We start from the raw sequence: 16,869 nt of genomic DNA, 5'->3' as shown, positions 1-16,869 counted from the left end.
TCGGTTCCTCCCTGGATCGGGTGTCTTTCGGGACTCATCGACACCGAGGGATGTGTGCGAGAGAGGGTCAACCCGCGAGGCACCGGGCACGGTTCTGTGGAGTACGCCACGGTATAGCCCGTGCCTCGCTGGACTTCTGAACCTTCGTATCGGGTACAAGGCTGACAAGTTGGAGCGACTGGCTCATACGGTCGCACATGTAGCCCCGGCTCGTAGCGAGATGCAAGGCTACGACGAGTCTGTGGCGTTGGACCGGGTGAAGAGAATCGCGCCGGTCGGAATCAGGCGCGTGTACGGTGTCACGGCAAGTCCCTCTGGCCTGTTCCTGGTCAATGGCCTTGTGACGGGTGCTGTGTGACGGGGGATGCCTTGCCCGAGCGCTCCTTCCGCGGAACTGCGCTCGGGCAGAGCGGTCAGGGTTGTGCGCGGATCCCCATCTGCCCTGGCGTGCGCCGAGCATTGACATCTAACATTTCAGTTCATGGAAACCATCCGGCCCGTCCCCCGCACCCTGCTCAGGGACCGGGCCTACGCGGCGATCCGGGACGCCATCGTGGCCGGGGAGATCGAACCGGGCGCGGTGGTGCGGGACGCCGAGCTCGCCGAGCGGCTCGGGCTGTCCCGGGCGCCGGTTCGGGAGGCGTTCTCGCGGCTCGTGGACGACGGGCTGCTGGAGAGCAAGCCGCAGAGCTACACCCGGGTCACCCCGCTCGTGGCCGCCGACGTCCGGGACGCCGCCGCCGTGGTCGGCGCCCTGCACGAACTCGCCACGCGGGTCGCCGTGCCCCGGCTGTCCGCCGCGGACATCGCGGCGATGCGCGCCGCGAACGAGCGGTTCGCCGCGGCCGTGGGAGCCGGGGACGTGGACACGGCACTGCGCGCCGACGACGAACTGCACGACGTCCTCGTCCGGGTCAGCGGCAACCGGGCGGCCGCCGCTACCGTCGCCCGCTACACCCCGCTCATCCGCCGCCTGGAGCGCCGGCGCTTCGGCGAGGGCGGCAGCTGCCGCTCGGCCGGACTGCACGAGCGGCTGATCGAGGCCTGCGCCGGGGGCGACGCGGCCGAGGCGGTCCGCGTCACGGCGGAGATCTGGCGGGGGCTCGAAGCGCTTGCCGACTGAGACGAACGCCGGGTCCGGCGAATTTCCCGGGTCGGGCCCCGGCCCGGGAATTGCCGGACCCGGCGAGTCCCCGGGGCAGCGAACTCCCAGGTCAGTGAGCCCCGGCCCGGCGAGCCCCGGCCCGGCGAACCGGGCCAGCGAACCCCCGCCCCGGCGAACCCCGAAACCTGCGAACCCCCGCCCCGGCGAACCCCGGGACCTGCGAATCCCCGACCAGCGAACCCCCGAGCCCAGGGAGGACCCATGTCCCTTTCCTCGTACGCGCGTTACCCGCTGCTCTTCGGGCCCTCGCCCGTCCACCCCCTGGAACGGCTGACCGCGCACCTCGGCGGTGCCTCCCTCTGGGCCAAGCGCGAGGACTGCAACTCCGGTGTCGCCTACGGCGGGAACAAGACGCGCAAGCTGGAGTACCTGGTCGCCGACGCGCTCGCCCAGGGCTGTGACACGCTCGTGTCGATCGGCGGGGTGCAGTCCAACCACACCCGCCAGGTCGCGGCGGTCGCCGCCCGTGTCGGGCTCAAGTGCGTGCTCGTACAGGAGAGTTGGGTGGACTGGCCCGACGCCGTGTACGACAAGGTCGGCAACATCCTGATCAGCCGGCTCGCCGGGGCCGACGTACGGCTGGTGCGGGCCGGGTTCGGGATCGGGTTCAAGGAGAGCTGGGAGCGGGCGCTCCGGGAGGTCGAGGAGGCGGGCGGGAAGCCCTACGCCATCCCGGCCGGGGCCTCCGACCACCCGCTCGGCGGCCTCGGCTTCGCCGGGTGGGCGTACGAGGTGGCCGAGCAGGAGCGGGAGCTGGGCGTCTTCTTCGACACCGTCGTCGTGTGCTCGGTGACCGGGTCGACCCAGGCGGGTATGGTCGCCGGGTTCGCCGCGCTGGAGCAGGCCGGCGGGCGGCCCCGGCGCGTCCTCGGCATCGACGCCTCCGCGAAACCGGCCGCCACCCGGGCCCAGATCGCCCGGATCGCGCACGGCACCGGGCGGCTCATCGGCGTCGAACGCGAGCTGACCGAGGTCGACGTCGAACTGGACGAGCGGTACCACGCGGGCGTGTACGGCGTCCCCGACGAGACCACCCTGGCGGCGATGCGGCTCGCGGCCCGGACGGAGGGGATGGTCACCGACCCCGTGTACGAGGGGAAGTCCATGGCCGGGCTGATCGACCTGGTGTCCCGGGGCGAGATCGGCCCCGACGCGACGGTGCTCTACGCCCACTTGGGCGGACAGCCCGCCCTGAACGCGTACAGCGCGCTGTTCTAGGGGGTGTCCGCAAAGTCCCGTCGTCTGCCCGGAGGGCGGGCCCTGCGGCGTTCGGTGCGTTCTCTCGGCGTGCCGGGCGGACGCCCGCGTACTGGTTGTACTCGGGTGTTCACCCGGTGCGGCGAGAGGGCGTGCCGGGCGTCGCGGGGCAGGCGGGACTTTGCGGACACCCCTAGGCCGCGTCGGCGACACGGCCGGTGCGGATCACGGCCCCCGGCCGACGCCGCGCCCGCCTCCGGCTGCCCCGGGCTCGCGGACACGGCCTGGCGGTACTTCCGGCCTCAGTAGTACCCCTTCGCCCCGTCCAGCAGCTCCCGCACGATGTCCGCGTGCCCGGCGTGCCGGCCGGTCTCCTCGATGAGGTGGATGAGCATCCAGCGCAGGTTGGCCTTGCCGGAGCGGTAGCCGGGGTGGCGGCCGACGTCGTCCAGGGAGGCTGCGGCCACGATCTCGTTGCTGCGGGCGCACTGGGCCTCGTAGTCCGCGAGGACCTGCCGCAGAGTGACGGAGTCGGTGCGCCAGTCGGCGTCCTCGTCCGTCTCGTCGAAGGACGGGTTGCCCCTCTCGTCGCCCCCGAGGAACAACACCTCGAGCCAGGTGTGCTCGACCCAGCGCATGTGGCTGATCAGCCCGGCCATCGTCATCGCCGGTGACGTCGGGATGACGGAGCGGTGCGCGTCCGCCTCGCTGAGGCCCTCGCACTTCCAGCGCAGGATCTGCCGTTGCAGGTCCAGCCATCCGATGAGCGCGGTGCGTTCGTCTGCCTGAAAGGCGGGACGTTCGAGTGAAGGGGCCGTGCCGGCGGACGGTAGCGTGCCCGGCCTCGGGCTGTCTCCGGGTTTCGGCCGCCCACCGCACTGACCGGCCGGACGGGAATCAACCGGTCGGTCGGTGGGTTGTGTGCGGTTACCCGAGGCCCGGAGGAGCCGTCATGTCCGATGAACCAGCCGTTCGCGAACTCCGTCTGGTGGTGACGGCGGACGACTACGACGCCGCGCTGCACTTCTACCGGGACGTGCTCGGACTGGCCGAGCGGGGTGCGTTCGCCTCGGAGGGCGGGCGGGTGACGATCCTCGAGGCGGGGCGGGCCACGCTGGAGCTGACCGACCCGAACCACGCCGCGTTCATCGACGACGTCGAGGTGGGGCGGCGGGTGGCCGGGCACGTCCGGGTCGCCTTCCAGGTGGACGACTCCGCCGCCACGACGGCGAGGCTGGCCGCCGCCGGAGCCGAGGTGATCGCCGAGCCCACCCGCACGCCCTGGAACTCCCTGAACTCCCGGCTCGACGCCCCCGGGGCCCTGCAGCTGACGTTGTTCACCGAGCTGGACGGCTGAGGGGCCGCCCGGCTGCCCCTGCCGGACGGCCTCCGCTGCCGGATACAGTGCTCAGCGTGTGGACGGACAATCAGCGCGCGGAGCCGGGTGCCGAGCGGCCCGACGGTGCCCGGCGCCGGGCCACGATCCACGACGTCGCCCGACTGGCCGGGGTGTCACGCCAGACGGTGTCCCGCGCGGTCAACGACAAGGGTGAGATCGACCCGGCCACCAAGGAGCGGGTCCTGGAGGCGGCGCGGCTCCTGGACTACCGGCCGAGCCGGTTCGCGCGCGGACTCGTCCAGAAGGGGGCGGTGACGGCGGGCCTGGTCATCCCGGACCTGCGCAACCCGTTCTTCCCCGAGGTGGCCGCCGGGGTGCTGGAGGCGGCCGAGCAGCGCGGCTGGCAGGTCGTGGTGTGGGACTCCCGCATCGACGAGGGCAGGGAGCGGCAGGCCCTCGACGTGCTCTCCCACCAGGCGGACGCGGTCGTCGGCTACTTCAAGGACCCCGACGAGGTACTCACCCGGCATCTCGGGGGCGTGCCGCTGGTGCTGCTGGAGCGCGGTCCGCAGCAGACCCGGTTCGCGGCCGTCGGCATCGACGCCGCCACCGGCGTCGAGCAGGGCATGGACCACCTGTTCCGCGCGGGGCACCGCAGGATCGGCATGCTGGACGGCGTGCACGGCCCCGGCCCCCGCAGGCTGGCCTTCCTGGAGCAGGTGCGGCGGCTCGGGCTGCCGGTCGACGAGGACTGGGTCGTGGTGTGCCCCGAGCACAGCGTGGCGGGCGGCGAGGCCGGCATGGAACGGCTGCTTCGGGCGCGGCCCGGCATCACCGCGGTCTTCGGCTTCAACGACCTGATCGCCGTCGGGGCGATGCGCACCGCCCGCCGCCACGGCCGGCGCGTCCCGGACGACCTGGCCGTACTGGGCTTCGACGGCCTCTCCCTGGGCGAACTGGTCGAGCCCGCCCTGACCACCCTGCACATCGACAAGCGGCGCCTGGGGCGGCTGGCCGTGGAGCAGGTGGCCCGGCTGCGCGCGGGTGAGGAGCCGCTGCGGGGCGCGGACGCCTGGGTGACGCCCGAGCTGGTGATCCGCGAGTCCGCCTGAGCCGCCTTCTGCCTGATCCCGGCCGGGCCCGTAGATCGGCGGTGCCGTTCCCCTGACACCGGCTTTGGATGCGCCAGTACGCCCAGAGCTCACTGCCGGACGAACTGCTGGACGCCGGGCGCATCGACGGTGCCGGCTTCTTCCGCCTGTACTGGACGGTCGCCCTGCCGCTGTTCCGTCCGGCCCTGGCCTTCCTCGGCATCTTCACGTTCATCGGCCTGTGGAACGACTACATCTGGCCCCTGGTCGTGATGATCGACCCCGAGAAGGTCACGCTCCAGGTGGCCCTGGCGAACCTGAACGTCCTCTACAACGCCGACTACGCGCTGGTGATGGCCGGTGCGCTGATGAGTGTCATCCCGCTGATCGTGGTGTTCCTGATCGGGGCGCGACACTTCCTGCGGGAACTCGCGGCCGGGGTCATGAAGATGTGAGGGCGGGCTTCAGGGGCTCCGTGTCGGTAGGGTGCGGAGAGGGTCCCCGGTTGATGAGGAGTGGCTGCGTGGCGCAGGTCAGGCCCATGCGGGCGGATGCTCGGCGCAACCACGAGCGGTTGCTGAAGGTGGCCGTGGAGGCGTTCGCCGAGCACGGGGAGAGCGCGTCGCTCGACGACATCGCCAGGCGTGCGGGGGTGGGCTCCGGCACGCTGTACCGGCACTTCCCGACGCGGCGGGCGTTGCTGGAGGCGGCTTACCTCGACCGGATCGAGGCGCTCGTGGCGCGGGCCGACCGGCTCGCGGCCGAACGGCCGCCGGGCGAGGCGCTGGGGGAGTGGCTGTACGAACTCGGCGTCGGCATGATCCGGATGCGCGGTCTGAAGGCGCTCCTCGGCCCGGCCGTCACCGAGGGCGACTCGGCCGTGACCACGGCCTGCGGCGACTCGGTGCGGAGCGCGGCCGGGCGGCTGGTCCGCGCGGCGCAGGAGGAGGGCACGCTGCGGCGGGACGTGGAGCCGATCGACGTCCTGCGACTGACCCACGGCGTGGCGACGGCGTCGGAACTGGCGGACGGGGAGGGCCGGCACATCCGCCGGTATCTCGGGCTGCTGCTGGAGGGGTTGGAGCCGAGGGCCCGCGCTCACTGACCCGCCCGGGGTGGGGAGGGCGACGCGGGCGGCGGGGTGCCCCCGGCAGGTGGGCGCGGCGGGTGCGGACCTGGGCCGGGGGCGTTCCCTGGGGGGCGGGTGGGGTCAGAGTGCCTGGGCCGCCGGCTTGACCATGCCCCGCACCGTGCGGGACTTCACGAAGTCGCCCATGGCCGTCATGTCCCACTCGCCGGAGAACTGGCGGATCAGCTTCGCCATCATCACGCCGGTCTGCGCCTCGGCGCTGGTGAGGTCGAAGCGGACCAGTTCCTCGCCCGTCGTGCCGTCCAGGAGGCGGCAGTAGGCCTTGGCGACCTCCGTGAACTTCTGGCCGGAGAAGGAGTTCACCGTGAAGACCAGGCCGGTGACCTCCTGGGGGAGGCGGCCGAGGTCGACCGTGATGACCTCGTCGTCACCGCCGCCCTCGCCCGTGAGGTTGTCGCCGGAGTGCCGGATCGCGCCGCCGATGATCTGCAGCTTGCCGAAGTAGCAGCTGTCGATGTGATTGCGCTGCGGCCCGTAGGCGATGACCGACGCGTCCAGGTCGATGTCCTTGCCGCGGTACGCCGGCTCCCAGCCGAGGCCCATCTTGACCTGGGAGAGCAGGGGCCGGCCGCCCTTGATGAGCGAGACGGTCTGGTTCTTCTGGAGGCTGACGCGGCCCTTGTCGAGGTTGATCTTCCCGGCGCCGGGCGCGGGCGGCGGGGGCGTGGCCGGGGCGGCAGGGGGTGCGGCGGGCGTGGCGACGGGCGGGGCCGGCGGCTGCACGGGAGCGGCGGGCGGCTGCACCGGGGCCGGCGGCGGAGTCACCGGCTGGGCCGGGACGGCGGCCGGTTCCTCCACCGTCACACCGAAGTCCGTGGCGATGCCCGCGAGGCCGTTGGCGTAGCCCTGGCCGACGGCGCGGGCCTTCCACTGGCCGTTGCGCAGGTAGATCTCCACGATCACCAGGGCCGTCTCGCTGCCGAGCTGCGGGGGCGTGAACGTGGCCAGGACGGAGCTGTCGTCCGCGTTGCGGATCGTGGCCGTCGGCTCGATGCCCTGGAAGGTCTGGCCCGCGGCGTCCGGGCTGGCCGTGACGACGATCTTCTCGATGCCCGGGGGGAGGGCGGTCGTGTCGACCGTGATCGCGTCGGGTGCGGAGCCGCCGCCCGAGCGGTACGTCACGCCGGGGCCGGACGGCTGGTTGTAGAAGATGAAGTCGTCGTCGGAGCGCACCTTGCCGTCGGCGGTGAGCAGCAGGCCCGATACGTCGAGCCGCACGGGCGCGGCGACGTCCACCGTCACGCGGGCGGCGGAGAGGGGGATGTTCGAGCCGGGGGTCATAGCTGTCATGCCAGGTGAACGACCGGCACCGCTTTACCGTTCCCTTACCGGACCGCCAATCGGGCGGCCGTCGCCGGAGAGGAACGGACGGCACCTGTCTTGCGCCGCCGTCGTCGCCTCGTGCAGGCTGAACCAGCACAGCCCCGGCCTGAACCGAATATCAGGGGGAATCGGTGGCCTTACCGGAGCGGCATGCCTCACGCAGAGCGCGAATAGCCCATGCGTACAACACCCTGAACGAACAGGGTTACTTCACGGACAGGATCGGCGGTAACGACGCCTATCTCGGGTCGTTGATGGCCCACTACGTTCCCAGGAACGCGTCCAGCATTCTGGAAGTCGGAGCGGCCACCGGACTGTGGATGCGGCGGGTGCTGCACGAGCGGCCCGCCCTGCGCGAGGTGACCGTCGTGGAGATATCCGACGCGGCCGAGGAGTGCCGCCGCCGGCTCGCCCCGCTGCTGGAGCGAAGACCCGGCGCGCGCCTCGACGTCGTGCAGGACGACTTTCTCGAAGCGGCCGCCCGGCTGCGGCCCGCTCAGGTGGTCGCCAGCAGCTTCGTGGCCGATTACATGGGGAATCCGTCCGACTACCTCAGGCGCCTGCACGACCTCGCCGAACCCGGCGGGCGAGTCATCGCCGTGGAAGTGATGACGAGTAGCCGCGCCCCGGTGGGCAGCGTCTCTCCCGGAATGCTCGCCGGGAGTTTCCTGCGCCTGTGCCTGGCCCACGCGAAGGTGCGCAAGCTTCCCCCGGTCCGGGGCGTCGTACGGTCCATGGGCCTGTACCGGCTGCCCGAGGAGCCGGCGTTCAAGGATCTCCAGCGCTATACCGCGGACTACACGTTTCCGCGCGGCCTGTGGCGGGCGCAAGCGCGAAAATATCCGGGTGCCGTGTTCCACGACCTGGGAATGGTCGGCATGCTCGTTCTGCCGAAATTGTGAGCATGGTCAGCACGATCATCTGCCGCTGGGAAATCACGGTGATGATCGTTCTTCAGGCGCTGGCGCTGTACCTCTTCGGTGAATGGGCCGTCGACGCGTCGCCGGCGGTGTCCGACGTGATCGCGGTCGGGCTCTTCGGCCTGTTCGCCCAGGGCTTCTGCAGCGTTCTGAACGACATCAACGACGTGGAAGCGGACCGGATCAACCACCCGGAGCGGCCGTTCCCCTCCGGCAGGGTCTCGATCGCCCAGGGGTGGGCCGTGGTCGCGAGCTGCTTCGCGGGCTCGGTGCTGTGCGCGCTCGCGCTCGCCCCGCCCGCGTTCGGCGCCGTCATGTTCGCCCTGCACCTGCTGTTCTCCCTGCTGTACTCCTTCCCCGGCGTGCGGTTCGGACGGCAGTGGCTGCTGGGGCCGCTGACCCTCGTCATCTCGACGGTGTGCGGTGTGCTGGCCGTGCTGAGCTGCACGTCGCTCTACGCCTCGGGCGGCGCGGGCGAGGGCGTGATCCTGCTCGTGGGCCTGGTCTGCTTCCTCCACCACCTGTTCGTGATCCCGCTCAAGGACATCAAGGACCTGGCGGGCGACGCGCACGTCGGCGGCAGTTCGCTCGCCATGAAGATCCCGAGGCGCGGGGTGCACGCGATCGGCGTGGCCGGCTACACGGTGCCCTGGATCGTCCTGTACGCGGGGGTGGGCCTGCTGGACGGCGGGCAAGACGTTCCCGGTCTCGGGGCGCCGCTGCGGACCCTGGCCGTCCTCTGCCTCGGCATCGGAGCCGTCATGTCCTGGCTCGTCGTCTTCCGGCCCGTGCTGCTGGTGCGCAGCCAGCGGTTCTGCTGGTTCGCCGAACTCGGCCTGCTCTTCCTGTTCCAGCTGTTCCTGCCCGTCGTCGTTCGCGTGGTGAGGGGATGACGCCCGTGGATCCCGCGTCCGTGTCCTCGGTCCGGTCCGGCCTGCTCGCCGCGGTCGAGGAACGCCTGGCAGGAGTCCTCAAGGAGGAGCTGAACCGCTGGTCGGCGCACGGGGAGCGCGCCGTGGTGCCCGTCGGCGAGGTGGCCTCCCTCATCAGAGCGGGCGGAAAACGCCTGAGGCCCCTGTTCTGCGTGAGCGGCTACCTCGCGGCGGGCGGCGCCCCCGACGCCCCGGAGATCGTCGACGCCGCCGCGGCCCTGGAGTTCCTGCACACCTGCGCCCTGCTCCACGACGACGTGGCCGACGGCGCCCGGCTCCGCCGCGGTCTCCCGACGGCTCACGCACGCCATGCCGAGGAGCACCGGGCGCAGGGCTGGAACGGCGAACCCCGGCGCTTCGGCGAGAGTGTCGCCGTACTCGCCGGAGATCTGGCGCTCGCCTACGCCGACCGCCTCATGGCGGGGCTGCCGCCGGAGGTGAAACCCATCTGGGACGAACTGCGCATAGAGCTGATCGTCGGTGAATACCTGGATGTGGACACGGCGGTCAGAGGCGAGGTGACCCCGGAACTGGCCCGCTGGATCGCCGTGTGGAAGTCCGGGAGCTATACCGTCCGCCGCCCCCTCGAAATAGGCGCGGCCGTGGCCGGCCGGTCCGATCTCGCCCCGGCCTTCGGGACGTACGGCGAGAAACTGGGTGAGGCCTTCCAACTGCGCGACGACCTCATCGGCGTGGCCGACGACAGCGAACGCAGTGGGAAGAGCGCCGGGCACGGCTGGGACGCCGCGGCGTTGCGCGGACGCATGGCGGCGAACGGCGGGGCGGCGCAAGTGGAGCGGCGGATCGAGCGGTTGACCGAGGAAGCCTGCGCGGCGGTCCGGGCATCCTCACTGGCCCCGGCCTGGCAGCGGGAATTGGCCGCCATGGCGTTCCGCGCGGCCTATCGCGACCGCTGACCCATCCATGACTCGCCGAGGAGGGGAACACGGCACATGACGGCCACCGCACTGTCCCTTGTCGCCGGAATCGCCTGGACGACCGCCTATGTCGCCATCATTCTGCGGGGATTCAGGGACCGGACCTACGGAATGCCTTTCGTGGCCCTGGCGCTGAACATCACCTGGGAGTTCACCTACGCCTTTGTGGAACCCAGCCCGTACGCGCTCCAGATCGCGATCAACATCGTCTGGTTCCTCTTCGACATCGCGATCCTGGTCGCGTACTTCACGTACGGGCGACCGGAGTTCTCACTCCGGTACGACGAGAGGTACTTCGTTCCCTGGAGCGTCGCCTTCCTCGCGGGCTGCCTCGTGGTGAACTACCTGGTCGCGCGGGAATTCGACGGCCATCCGGTCGACGCCTACTCCGCGCTCTTCAGCAACGTGGTCATGTCGCTGGCCTTCCTCGGCATGCTCGGGCAGCGGGGGAACGCGGCGGGCCAGTCCCTGACGATCGCCGTGTCGAAGGGGAGCGGTACGGCCGCCGCGACCATCGTCGTCGTGGAGGACACCAGGAGCGTGCTCGCGCTGGCGCTGGGGGTGTGCGCCGCCGTTCTGGACACGGCCTACGCCCTGTTGCTCCGGCGGCACACCCGGGTCGCTACGACTGCGGCACCACCACGATCTTCCTCCCCACCCCCGCCGCGAACTGCTCCAGCGCCTGCGGATACCGCTCCAGAGGAATCCGGTCGCTGATGAAGACCCCGGGGTCCAGGACGCCGTTCGCGAAGAGCTCCGCCGCCCGCTCGAAGCTGTGCAGCACCGCCATCGAGCCGGTGATGGTGATCTCCTGGTTGTAGATGCGGTACGGGTCGATCGTCACGCGGGTCGCGTAGTCGGCGACGCCGAACTGCAGGAACGTGCCGGCCTTCGCCACGCGGTCCAGACCGTCCTGGATCGCCGCCGCGTTGCCGGTCGCGTCGACGACCAGGTCCCAGCCCTGCGGGCGGTCCAGCTCGTCCGGGTTGGCGGCGGCCCCGGAGACACCGAGGCGGCGGGCCGTCTCCAGGCGGGCCGGGTTCACGTCGACGACGTCCACGCTCGCCGCGCCCGTGCGCTTGGCCAGTTCCAGCATCATCAGGCCCATCGTGCCGGAGCCGTAGATCAGCACGTGCGCGCCGAGGCGGGACCGCAGGACGTCGTAGCCGCGTACCGCGCAGGACAGCGGTTCCACGAGCGCCGCGTCCTGCGTGCGGACGTGGTCGGGGAGCTTCACGCAGTTCGCCACCGGGGCGAGGGCGTACTTCGCCGCGCCTCCGGCCGTCGTCACGCCGATCGCCGCCCAGCGTTCGCAGAGGTTGTTGTGGCCCGTACGGCAGTAGCGGCACTCGTAGCAGTACAGGGACGGGTCGACGGCGACCCGTTCGCCCACCGCCACCTCCGTCACCTGGGTGCCGACGCCGACGACCTCGCCCGCGAACTCGTGACCGGGCACGATCGGCAGCTTCGGGGCGAACTCGCCCTGGAGGATGTGGAGGTCGGTTCCGCACAGGCCGCAGGCCGCGACCTCGACGACGACCTCGCGCGGGCCTGGCGTCGGGTCCGGGACCTCGGCGACGACGGCCCTGCCCACGGACTCGATGACGGCGGCCTTCATTTCACGGCTCCCAACGACAGGCCCTGGACCAGCTTGTCCTGGGCGGCGAACCCCGCGGCGAGCACCGGCAGGGAGATGACGAGCGACGCGGCGCACACCTTCGCCAGGAACAGGCCCTGGCTGGTGATGAAGCCGGTCAGGAAGACGGGGGCGGTCTCGGCGACCACGCCCGTCAGCACCCGGGCGAAGAGCAGTTCGTTCCAGCTGAAGATGAAGCAGATCAACGCCGTGGCGGCGATGCCCGGCAGGGCGATCGGGGCCACCACCCGTGCCAGGACCGTCGGCAGCCGGGCCCCGTCCACCCGGGCCGCCTCGATGACGGCGACCGGGATCTCGGCGAGGAAGGACTGCATCATCCACACCGCGATCGGCAGGTTCATGGAGGTGTAGAGGATGACCAGCAGCCAGATGTTGTCGAGCATCCCGGCGTTCTTGGCGAAGAGGTAGATCGGGAGGAGACCCGCCACGGCCGGCAGCATCTTCGTGGAGAGGAAGAAGAACAGCACGTCCCTCCACTTGCGGACGCGGTTGACGGACAGCGCGTAGGCCGCGGGGAAGGCGAGCAGCAGGACCAGCAGGGTCGACGCCACGGACGCGACCGTGGAGTTGATCAGTGCCGGCCAGGGGCTCGCGCCGCCGCCGGCGCCGAAGAACTCCCGGTAGCCGTCCAGGGTCAGGGCGGCCGCGAAGGACGGCGGGTTGGTCGCCGCGTCCGTCTCCGAGTGGAAGGACGTCAGCGCCATCCACGCGATGGGCAGGAAGAACACGATCCCGGCCAGCCAGGCCAGCAGGCCCAAACCGTTACGGCGTACGACGCTCATGCGCGGGACACCTCCTCGCGGAACAGGGACGACACCACGCGCAGGGCGAAGGTCGCGATGACGATCGAGCCGATGACGACCAGGACGCCCGCGGCCGAGGCGAGGCCGTTCTCGTGGGCCTGGTAGAAGCTCTGGTAGACGGTGTAGGGGAGGTTGGCGGTGCCGAGGCCGCCGGACGTGATCGTGAAGACCGCGTCGAAGTTCTGCACGATGTAGATCGAGCCCAGCAGGGCGCCGAGTTCGAGGTAGCGGCGCAGGTGCGGGAGCGTCAGATGGACGAAGATCTGCCAGTCGCTCGCGCCGTCGACCCGGGCCGCCTCGATCTGCTCGTGGTCGCGGCTCTGCAGGCCGGCGAGCAGGATCAGCATCATGAACGGCGTCCACTGCCAGACGAGCGAGGCCTCGACGGCGAGCAGCGGGGTGTTCGAGATCCAGTCGGGCTGTGGGCCGCCCACATAGTGCAACAACCCATTGAACAAGCCGTATTCAGGGTTGTAGAGCACATGCTTCCAGAGCAGGGCGGCGGCGACCGGCACCACCAGGAAGGGCGCGATAAGCAGCGTCCGTACGATGCCCCGGCCGCGGAACCCGCGGTCCAGCAGCAGCGCCAGGACGAGCCCCAGCACCAGGCTGGCCAGCACGACCGCCACCGTCAGCAGCACGGTCGTCCAGACCGAGTGGCGCAGGTCCGCGTCGGTGAGGACCTCCTGGTAGTTGGCGAGGCCGGTGAAGCGGCGGGCGTCGGGGTAGAGGCTGTTCCAGTCGAAGAAGGAGATCACCAGCGTGGCCACGAAGGGCAGCTGGGTGACGACGATCATGAAGATCAGGGCGGGGAGCAGCGGGGCGCGGGTCGCCCAGGCGCGCAGCCGGGCGGAGGGGCGGCGGACCGGGGCGCGCGTCTCGGGAGCGGCCACGGGGGCCGTGGTCGTGGCGGTCATCGTCCCTCGTACTCCTCGGAGATCTTCTCGGCGAGCGCCTGCGACTTCCTCAGGGCCGACTCGACGGACTGGCGTCCGGCGATGGCCGCGCTGATCTCCTGGGAGACCTTGGTGCCGAGGTCGGTGAACTCGGGGATGCCGACGAACTGGATGCCGGGCGCGGGGCGCGGCTGCACGCCGGGCTCGTTGGGCCGGGCCTGCTCGATGGCCTCCTTGGTCATCTCCTGGAAGGCGGCGGCCTCCTTGCGGTAGGCGGGATTGGCGTAGGTGGAGGCCCGCTTGCCGGCCGGGACGTTGGACCAGCCGATCTGGTCGCCGACCAGTTGCTCGTACTCCTTGCCGGACGCCCAGGAGACGAACTTCCAGGCGTTGTCCGGGTTGCGGGAGGCCTGCTGGATGCCCCAGGCCCAGGTGTAGAGCCAGCCGGAGGACTCCGTCTTCTCCACCGGCGCGGGGGCGTAGCCGACCTTGCCCTTGACGGGGGAGTTCGCCGCCTCCAGGGATCCGGCCGCGGAGGTGGCGTCGTACCACATGGCGACCTTGCCCTGGGTCATGTTGTTCAGGCACTCGGCGAAGCCGGCCTGGGCGGCGCCGGACTCGCCGTGCTCGCGCACCAGGTCGACGTAGAACTTCGTCGCCTTCTCGAACTCGGGGGAGTCGAGTCGCGCCTTCCAGTCCTTGTCGAACCAGGTGCCGCCGAAGGTGTTCACAACAGTGGTCAGGGGGGCCATCACCTCGCCCCAGCCGGGCAGGCCGCGCAGGCAGATGCCCTTCATGCCGGGCTCGGCGCCGTCCGCCTTCGCCGCGAGGTCCGCCACCTGCTGCCAGGTGGGGCGGGCGGGCATCGTCAGGCCCTTCTTCTCGAACACGTCCTTGCGGTACATCAGGAACGACGACTCGCCGTAGAAGGGCTGGCCGTAGAGTTTGCCGTCCGCCCCGGTGAGGGACTGGCGCATCGGCTTGAGCACGTCCTGCTCGTCGTAGCCCGGGTCCTTGGCGACGTACGTGTTCATCTCGTGCAGCCAGCCGTTGCGGGCGTAGATCGGTATCTCGTAGTTGGACAGCGTGGCGACGTCGTACTGGCCGGCCTGGTTGGCGAAGTCCTGGCTGATCTTGTCGCGGACGTCGTTCTCCGGCAGGACGGTGAAGTTGACCTTGATGCCCGTCTCCTTGGTGAAGTGGGCGCGGGTCAGCTTCTGCAACTCGACCATCTGCGGGTTGTTGACCATCAGGACGTTGATGGCGTCGCCGCCGGATCCGGCCCCGCCCGCCCCGACCCAGCAGCCGGAGAGCAGCGGGGCGAGCAGCGTCCCTGCGGCGGCCACGGCGAGCGGGGCTCGCGGAGGCCGTCGTCGGCTCTGGGTTCGCATGGATCGCTCCTGGATGTATGGGGAGATAAGGGGCGCGGCAGGGCATGGAGGTGCCCGGTGGGGGACGAAGGGGGTGGGTCAGACGCGGATGACCTGCGGTCCGAGCAGCGAGTAGCGGTGGGCCTCGGCCGCCGGCAGCAGGGTGCTGGTCACGATCGTCTCCAGCGTGCCGATCTCGGCGAACCGGCAGAAGCTGACCGCTCCGAACTTGGTGTGCACGCCCGCGAACACGGTGCGGCGGGCGGCGCGGATCGCCTGGGCCTTGACCTCGCTGACGGCCGGGTCGGGGGTGGTGAGGCCGTGCTCGCGGGAGATGCCGTTGGCGCCGATGTACGCCAGGTCGACGACGAAGCCGGCCAGCATCTTCGTCGTCCAGTGGTCGACGGTGGCGAGGGTGCCGGAGCGGACCCGTCCGCCCAGCAGCAGGACGGAGACGGTGTCGGTCCCGGCGAGGGCGCCCGCGACCGGCAGGGACGCGGTGACCACGGTCAGCGGCCGGTCCCGGGGGAGTGCCTCGGCGATGAGCTGCGGGGTGTAGCCCTCGTCGACGAAGACGGTCTCGGCGTCCCCGAGCAGTTCGGCCGCGGCGGCCGCGATCCGGCGCTTCTCGGGGACGTGGCTGGTGGCGCGGAAGGCGAGTGTCGTCTCGAACCCGGCGCTCTCCACGGGGTAGGCGCCGCCGTGGGTGCGGCGGAGCAGGCCGTGGTCCTCCAGGACGCGCAGGTCCCGCCGTACGGTCTCCTTGGCCACGCCCAGGTCGGCGGCGAGGGCGGTGACGTCGACCGATCCGTCGCGCCGTGCGGCCAGCACGATCTCGCGCTGGCGTTCTTCCGCGGTTCTGTTCATGGCCGTCACCCGCCTTCCTGCCGTGCTGCCCGTTCGGGCCCTCGGTCGGGCCATGGGGGAAGTTCTACAGCGGGTGCATCGCGGTGGCCAGGTCTGTTGCGGGCGGGATCCTGCCCGTGTGTGCCCGTTCGGTCTTGCGGATGTGGAGGGGGTGGCGGGGGTGCCATGCCCGTCTGCGGCTGCGTCGTGGCTGGTCGCGCAGTTCCCGGCGCCCCTGAGGACGCTGCCCGGCCGCCTCGGGGTTGTGCCCGAATGCCCGAGCGGGCGGGCCCGTTCTCTGCCCGCCCGCTCCTGTGGGTGATGTGTTTCGGTCAGTACGGCCAGATCGGCGGGTCCGTCACGAAGTGGCCGCCGAGGTAGGCGTGCGCCTCGTTCTCCGGGTCCAGGTCGCCCTGCTCGGCGATGAGCTTCTCGGCCCAGGGCTCGGAGTCGTCCCGCGGCTCATAGCCGAGCGCCCGGGCCGTGCTGAGGTCCCACCACAGGCGGGTGTTGGCGGAGGAGCCGTGGACGACGGTGTGGCCGACGTGCTCGGCGGTCAGGGCCGCGTGGAAGAGCCGGGCGCCGTCGGCGGGGCTCATCCACACCGAGAGCATCCGCACGCTGGTCGGCTCGGGGAAGCAGGAGCCGATCCGCACCGAGACCGTCTCCAGGCCGTGCTTGTCCCAGTAGAGCTGGGCCAGGTCCTCGCCGAAGCACTTGGACAGGCCGTAGAAGGTGTCCGGGCGGCGCGGGGTGTCGATCGGGATCAGCGGGTCGTCGCCCTGGGGGCGCGGGGTGTAGCCGACGGCGTGGTTGGAGGAGGCGAAGACGATCCGGCCGACGCCCTCCTCGCGGGCGGCCTCATAGAGGTGGTAGGTGCCCTCGATGTTCGCCCTGAGGATCTTCTCGAAGGGGGCTTCCAGGGAGATGCCCGCGAGGTGGATGATCGCGTCGACGCCCCGGACCGCCTCGCGCACGGCGTCCTTGTCCCCGAGGTCCGCGATGATCGCGTCCGGCGCGCCCTCGATGGGGCGCAGGTCGAGCAGGCGCAGCTCGTAGCCGTAGTCGGGCAGCAGGTCCCGCATCAGGGTGCCGAGGCCGCCGGCGGCGCCGGTGAGCAGGACGGTGCGGGGAGCGGGCATCCTCGGGTCTCCTTGATCGCCAACTGTGCACATGAGCGCACGGCATTCATATGCGTGGACACGCTAAGGAGGTGAGGCGGAACCCGTCAAGTGTGCCGCG

General features: G+C 71.0%; 17 protein-coding genes and 1 pseudogene. 10 read left to right on the top strand and 8 right to left on the bottom strand.

Translation table 11 applies throughout. From position 1 onward, the window contains the following. The first annotated feature begins 481 nt into the window (after positions 1 to 481). Together C1703_RS08575 and C1703_RS08570 are read left to right on the top strand one after the other, a co-directional pair. On the top strand, positions 482 to 1,123 hold the full coding sequence (locus tag C1703_RS08575) for a GntR family transcriptional regulator (protein ID WP_114251335.1): 642 nt from the start codon (positions 482 to 484) through the stop codon (positions 1,121 to 1,123). A 243-nt stretch (positions 1,124 to 1,366) separates the two neighbouring features. After that, positions 1,367 to 2,383 carry a 1-aminocyclopropane-1-carboxylate deaminase gene (locus C1703_RS08570; RefSeq protein ID WP_114251334.1) on the top strand — a complete coding sequence of 339 codons (1,017 nt, stop codon included), beginning with the start codon at positions 1,367 to 1,369 and terminating at the stop codon, positions 2,381 to 2,383. 281 nt (positions 2,384 to 2,664) lie between these two features. Here the strand turns inward: C1703_RS08570 and C1703_RS08560 are convergent, their stop codons facing one another. Then, positions 2,665 to 3,126: a DinB family protein gene (locus C1703_RS08560; RefSeq protein WP_114251333.1), complete on the bottom strand. Its 462-nt coding sequence runs from the start codon at positions 3,124 to 3,126 to the stop codon at positions 2,665 to 2,667. 188 nt (positions 3,127 to 3,314) lie between these two features. Between C1703_RS08560 and C1703_RS08555 the strand changes: the two genes are divergently transcribed. From C1703_RS08555 to C1703_RS08540, 4 genes and pseudogenes are all read left to right on the top strand, one after another. Further along, positions 3,315 to 3,719 (top strand): VOC family protein, encoded by a 405-nt coding sequence (locus C1703_RS08555; protein WP_114251332.1) that lies wholly within the window; start codon positions 3,315 to 3,317, stop codon positions 3,717 to 3,719. A 56-nt stretch (positions 3,720 to 3,775) separates the two neighbouring features. After that, entirely contained in the window at positions 3,776 to 4,813 is a 1,038-nt protein-coding gene (locus tag C1703_RS08550; RefSeq protein WP_114257341.1) for a LacI family DNA-binding transcriptional regulator, read from the top strand. A gap of 65 nt (positions 4,814 to 4,878) precedes the next feature. Beyond that, a pseudogene (locus C1703_RS08545) lies at positions 4,879 to 5,247 on the top strand (ABC transporter permease subunit); the annotation flags it as partial. Between the two features lie 68 nt (positions 5,248 to 5,315). After that, on the top strand, positions 5,316 to 5,897 hold the full coding sequence (locus tag C1703_RS08540) for a helix-turn-helix domain-containing protein (protein WP_198678118.1): 582 nt from the start codon (positions 5,316 to 5,318) through the stop codon (positions 5,895 to 5,897). 105 nt (positions 5,898 to 6,002) lie between these two features. On the opposite strand, the gene C1703_RS08535 is transcribed toward C1703_RS08540, so the two are convergent. Then, positions 6,003 to 7,223, bottom strand: coding sequence for a TerD family protein (locus C1703_RS08535; protein WP_114251330.1), 1,221 nt, complete (start codon positions 7,221 to 7,223; stop codon positions 6,003 to 6,005). A gap of 173 nt (positions 7,224 to 7,396) precedes the next feature. Here C1703_RS08535 and C1703_RS08530 point away from each other — a divergent pair, with 173 nt between their 5' ends. The 4 genes from C1703_RS08530 to C1703_RS38900 are packed head-to-tail and all read left to right on the top strand — an operon-like array spanning position 7,397 to position 10,772. Continuing rightward, complete coding sequence (locus C1703_RS08530) at positions 7,397 to 8,167, top strand: class I SAM-dependent methyltransferase (RefSeq protein WP_157993088.1); 771 nt, start codon at positions 7,397 to 7,399, stop codon at positions 8,165 to 8,167. Between the two features lie 2 nt (positions 8,168 to 8,169). Beyond that, positions 8,170 to 9,078 carry a UbiA family prenyltransferase gene (locus C1703_RS08525; protein WP_114251328.1) on the top strand — a complete coding sequence of 303 codons (909 nt, stop codon included), beginning with the start codon at positions 8,170 to 8,172 and terminating at the stop codon, positions 9,076 to 9,078. 5 nt (positions 9,079 to 9,083) lie between these two features. Beyond that, positions 9,084 to 10,034, top strand: a complete 951-nt coding sequence (locus C1703_RS08520; RefSeq protein WP_232840431.1) for a polyprenyl synthetase family protein — start codon at positions 9,084 to 9,086, stop codon at positions 10,032 to 10,034. A gap of 36 nt (positions 10,035 to 10,070) precedes the next feature. Further along, positions 10,071 to 10,772, top strand: a complete 702-nt coding sequence (locus C1703_RS38900; protein WP_157993087.1) for a hypothetical protein — start codon at positions 10,071 to 10,073, stop codon at positions 10,770 to 10,772. Here the strand turns inward: C1703_RS38900 and C1703_RS08510 are convergent. From C1703_RS08510 to C1703_RS08485, 6 genes are all read right to left on the bottom strand, one after another. Next, complete coding sequence (locus C1703_RS08510; protein WP_114251325.1) at positions 10,678 to 11,673, bottom strand: zinc-dependent alcohol dehydrogenase family protein; 996 nt, start codon at positions 11,671 to 11,673, stop codon at positions 10,678 to 10,680. The genes C1703_RS38900 and C1703_RS08510 overlap by 95 nt on opposite strands. Next, on the bottom strand, positions 11,670 to 12,494 hold the full coding sequence (locus tag C1703_RS08505) for a carbohydrate ABC transporter permease (protein ID WP_114251324.1): 825 nt from the start codon (positions 12,492 to 12,494) through the stop codon (positions 11,670 to 11,672). Before C1703_RS08505 ends, C1703_RS08510 begins: the two co-directional genes overlap by 4 nt. Then, entirely contained in the window at positions 12,491 to 13,432 is a 942-nt protein-coding gene (locus C1703_RS08500) for a sugar ABC transporter permease (RefSeq protein ID WP_114251323.1), read from the bottom strand. Before C1703_RS08500 ends, C1703_RS08505 begins: the two co-directional genes overlap by 4 nt. Beyond that, the gene (locus C1703_RS08495) at positions 13,429 to 14,802 is read right to left on the bottom strand and encodes a sugar ABC transporter substrate-binding protein (RefSeq protein WP_114251322.1); all 1,374 of its coding nucleotides are present in this window, start codon (positions 14,800 to 14,802) and stop codon (positions 13,429 to 13,431) included. The genes C1703_RS08500 and C1703_RS08495 overlap by 4 nt, the downstream gene beginning before the upstream one ends. 78 nt (positions 14,803 to 14,880) lie before the next feature. Then, positions 14,881 to 15,648 carry a DeoR/GlpR family DNA-binding transcription regulator gene (locus tag C1703_RS08490; RefSeq protein WP_114257340.1) on the bottom strand — a complete coding sequence of 256 codons (768 nt, stop codon included), beginning with the start codon at positions 15,646 to 15,648 and terminating at the stop codon, positions 14,881 to 14,883. Positions 15,649 to 15,959: 311 nt separating this feature from the next. Further along, positions 15,960 to 16,769, bottom strand: a complete 810-nt coding sequence (locus tag C1703_RS08485; protein ID WP_114251321.1) for an NAD(P)-dependent oxidoreductase — start codon at positions 16,767 to 16,769, stop codon at positions 15,960 to 15,962. Between the last annotated feature and the right edge of the window lie 100 nt (positions 16,770 to 16,869).

This window comes from Streptomyces sp. Go-475 (genome assembly GCF_003330845.1).
Classification (GTDB): Bacteria; Actinomycetota; Actinomycetes; order Streptomycetales; family Streptomycetaceae; genus Streptomyces.
The sequence above is the reverse complement of the archived record's forward strand: the minus strand, read 5'-3'. Positions and strand labels throughout refer to the sequence as shown.

Excerpts from the sequence above, each read along its gene's own strand:
- C1703_RS08495 (WP_114251322.1), bottom strand. The coding sequence starts at position 14,802 with ATGCGAACCCAGAGCCGACGACGGCCTCCGCGAGCCCCGCTCGCCGTG.
- C1703_RS08490 (WP_114257340.1), bottom strand. The coding sequence starts at position 15,648 with ATGAACAGAACCGCGGAAGAACGCCAGCGCGAGATCGTGCTGGCCGCA.
- C1703_RS08500 (WP_114251323.1), bottom strand. The coding sequence starts at position 13,432 with ATGACCGCCACGACCACGGCCCCCGTGGCCGCTCCCGAGACGCGCGCC.
- C1703_RS08570 (WP_114251334.1), top strand. The coding sequence starts at position 1,367 with ATGTCCCTTTCCTCGTACGCGCGTTACCCGCTGCTCTTCGGGCCCTCG.
- C1703_RS08555 (WP_114251332.1), top strand. The coding sequence starts at position 3,315 with ATGTCCGATGAACCAGCCGTTCGCGAACTCCGTCTGGTGGTGACGGCG.
- C1703_RS38900 (WP_157993087.1), top strand. The coding sequence starts at position 10,071 with ATGACGGCCACCGCACTGTCCCTTGTCGCCGGAATCGCCTGGACGACC.
- C1703_RS08510 (WP_114251325.1), bottom strand. The coding sequence starts at position 11,673 with ATGAAGGCCGCCGTCATCGAGTCCGTGGGCAGGGCCGTCGTCGCCGAG.
- C1703_RS08575 (WP_114251335.1), top strand. The coding sequence starts at position 482 with ATGGAAACCATCCGGCCCGTCCCCCGCACCCTGCTCAGGGACCGGGCC.
- C1703_RS08535 (WP_114251330.1), bottom strand. The coding sequence starts at position 7,223 with ATGACCCCCGGCTCGAACATCCCCCTCTCCGCCGCCCGCGTGACGGTG.
- C1703_RS08505 (WP_114251324.1), bottom strand. The coding sequence starts at position 12,494 with ATGAGCGTCGTACGCCGTAACGGTTTGGGCCTGCTGGCCTGGCTGGCC.
- C1703_RS08525 (WP_114251328.1), top strand. The coding sequence starts at position 8,170 with ATGGTCAGCACGATCATCTGCCGCTGGGAAATCACGGTGATGATCGTT.
- C1703_RS08485 (WP_114251321.1), bottom strand. The coding sequence starts at position 16,769 with ATGCCCGCTCCCCGCACCGTCCTGCTCACCGGCGCCGCCGGCGGCCTC.